The organism is Amycolatopsis sp. NPDC023774, from assembly GCF_040639695.1.
GTDB lineage: Bacteria > Actinomycetota > Actinomycetes > Mycobacteriales > Pseudonocardiaceae > Amycolatopsis.
Genome location: NZ_JBFAAJ010000093.1, coordinates 1 through 2749, shown reverse-complemented (window position 1 = coordinate 2749; position 2749 = coordinate 1). Strand labels below are relative to the sequence as shown.

At 65.0% G+C, this 2749-nt stretch carries 3 protein-coding genes; 1 reads left to right on the top strand and 2 read right to left on the bottom strand.

The features are described 5' to 3' along the window. Positions 1–47: 47 nt before the first annotated feature. Both AB0F91_RS47010 and AB0F91_RS47005 read right to left on the bottom strand, forming a co-directional pair. Complete coding sequence (locus tag AB0F91_RS47010; RefSeq protein WP_360609003.1) at positions 48–518, bottom strand: pyridoxamine 5'-phosphate oxidase family protein; 471 nt, start codon at positions 516–518, stop codon at positions 48–50. Positions 519–548: 30 nt separating this feature from the next. Continuing rightward, entirely contained in the window at positions 549–1007 is a 459-nt protein-coding gene (locus AB0F91_RS47005; RefSeq protein ID WP_360609001.1) for a GNAT family N-acetyltransferase, read from the bottom strand. Positions 1008–1053: 46 nt separating this feature from the next. Here AB0F91_RS47005 and AB0F91_RS47000 point away from each other — a divergent pair, with 46 nt between their 5' ends. After that, on the top strand, positions 1054–2478 hold the full coding sequence (locus AB0F91_RS47000) for a PLP-dependent aminotransferase family protein (RefSeq protein ID WP_360608999.1): 1425 nt from the start codon (positions 1054–1056) through the stop codon (positions 2476–2478). The last annotated feature ends 271 nt before the right edge of the window (positions 2479–2749 follow it).

Here is a 2749-nt window from a genome sequence, read left to right as displayed (position 1 = left end):
GAATACCTCGACCAGGCCGCCGATCTCACGCACACCAGCAGCACGCATCACATATTCTCCATTTCACTGTGAACAACTTGGTATTTTTTGGACCACTCGGCGACGAGTGCGGTTTCATCGCCACCACCGAAAGTATATGCGGGCGATGTGATTGGTTGGACGTGATCGATGTGGACCAGGACCGCTTCGTGGGCGGGGTAATCCGGTCCGTTCAGGTCGAGCAGCCAGCTGTGCAGCCACTGGTAAATCGACGTTCCACTACCATGAATCGTCGCCGTTCCGGTGAACCGGTAGCCTCGTCTCCGGAGGAAGTCCACCACATTCATCTCAATACGTGGGTCCGCGGTGAGGTTGGCGATCGTCCCGGGTGACGCAATGTTCATGAACGCGATGTGCTCGTCGTCATACACCCGTGCCGATCCCTTCGGCGACAGGCTGGGCGAGCCGTCGGCTCGCACCGTCGCGACGAAGGTGAGCTTGGCGGCTTCGACGATCATCCGCATATCGGCGTTGATCATGTTCTCAGCTCCTCTCGTTTCGCATATGCCCTAGCCAGCAGGGAGCTGCTTGGAATAGTGAAAGGCACTGATGGAAAGGCCGACGCGGGCATAGAATCGATGCGCGTCGTTCCGCGTCACACCCGAGCCCAGCTCGAGTGTCCGACAGCCGGCGGCGACGCCCGCCCGCCGGAGCCAAGCGAGCAACGCGCGGCCTGCACCCTTGCGTCGCATCCCTGGATCACTCACCAGGTCGACGACGTAGAGAACCCGCCCCCGGGTGGTCGACATGATTCGCCAGCTGGCCAGGCTTGCGAGTACCCCGGCTTCCTCGAACGCACCCAGATATCGCACTCCTTGCGCCACCGACGCCGCGACGGTTCCGACCCAGTCGGCCGTGCCTGGCCGCAGGTGCTCCAGCAGCGCCGTAACCTGATCATCAGCTTCTGGGTGTTCCAGCTCACGGACCTCCACCGGCGCGGTTTCCACGCGTGCTGTGGTTGCTTCCATACGACTAAGCTAGCCGCCATTCGGATCCGTAGTAGGGTCCGACTTCATGACAGATATGGGTACCACTTCCGGGGTGGAACTCTTCCTGCCGATCGAGTCGCCGGAGCCCGGACGGCCTCGTCGGGTTCAGCTCGAAAGCGCCCTACGCGACGCAGTGCGTACTGGTCGGCTCGCGGCCGGTCAGCGGCTGCCAGCCAGCCGTGTATTGGCCGGTGACCTCGGAGTCTCTCGGCGTCTGGTCGTCGAGGTCTACACCCAGCTGACCGCCGAGGGCTATCTGGTCAGTCGGCCAGGCTCCGGCACCTGCGTCTCTGACCTGCACTTGCCACCCCCGACCCATGCGCCTGCCCTGATTCGACCGGCCGAGCGCCCAGCTCGATGGGACATGCGTCCGGGCCTTCCCACCCTGTCAGCGTTCCCTCGCCACCTCTGGCGGCGGGCATGGACAGCCGCCCTGGGTGCCGCAGCGGATTCCGATCTGGCGTACCCCGACCCCGCCGGGCATTCGCAGCTTCGCCAGGTCCTGTCCGCTTACCTCGGTCGGGTCCGCGGCGTGGACGCTGACCCACAGCGGCTGTTGGTCTGTGCAGGGTTTACTCAGGGCCTCCACCTGCTCGCCCATACCGTGCGTGCCCGAGGTGCCCGGACCGTCGCACTTGAGGACCCCGGATTACCTCACCGTGCAGCGATCTTGCGCCAGGCCGGTCTCAATGTTCTGCCGATCCCGGTCGACGCCGACGGCATCCTCGTCGACGAACTACCCGAGCAGGGCGTAGACGCGGTACTGACCACCCCGGCTCACCAGTTTCCTACAGGCGCGGTCATGGCACCCGCCCGTCGGGAGGCGTTGCTGGCATGGGCTGGGCGTTGCGGCGCGATCGTGGTCGAGGACGACTACGACGGGGAGTTCCGCTTCGATCGACGCGCCGTGGGATGCCTGCAAGGCCGTGCGCCCGACCGTGTTGTCTACCTCGGGTCCACCAGCAAGACGCTCGCACCCGCGGTCCGTTTGGGCTGGATGGTCAGCCCGGCCGAGCTGCACGCCGAGCTGCTGCCACAGAAGTTCCTCGCCGACCACGGCAGTCCGGCCCTCGATCAGCTCGCTCTGGCTCATCTCATCGAGGCCGGCGATTACGACCGGCACATCCGCGCCGCGCGGAACCGCTACCGAACCGCTCGGCAAGCACTTGAACAGGCCATCACTCGCCACGACGTGCCCCTGCGGCTTGCCGGTACACCTGCCGGTGTCCAAACCCTCGCCACCCAACTCGACGGCACCCACCCTGACCAGTTAACGGCCCGCGCCCAAGCCCTCGGAATCGCATTCGACTCCATCACCCGCTACCAGATAAACCCTGACGTGGACCCGCACGGTGTAGTGATCGGCTACGGCAACATCGCCCCGCACGCCATCGACGAGGCCATCGCCCTGCTCGCCACCATCACCAATGGACAACGCGGATCGGCCTGATGCGGAGGCACCCCCTACTGGCGAGCGTAGCTGCCTTGGTCGCCGAGGCCTCTCGGTGAACGAGTGCCCGTGGATGACCCGGAGCAGCAGTCGCGTGTCGCGCTCTCTCCTGGAGCTTGTCGCCGCTGGTCGGGCATGACGAAAGTCAGGCGGGGCGGCCGTAGGTGCGCGATCCACGGGACTGTAAGACGAGCGGTGTAACTCCCGATCATGGAAGTGCACCTGATGACCGAGATGATGTCCGGCGTGGAGAACGCTGAAGAGTCGCCGT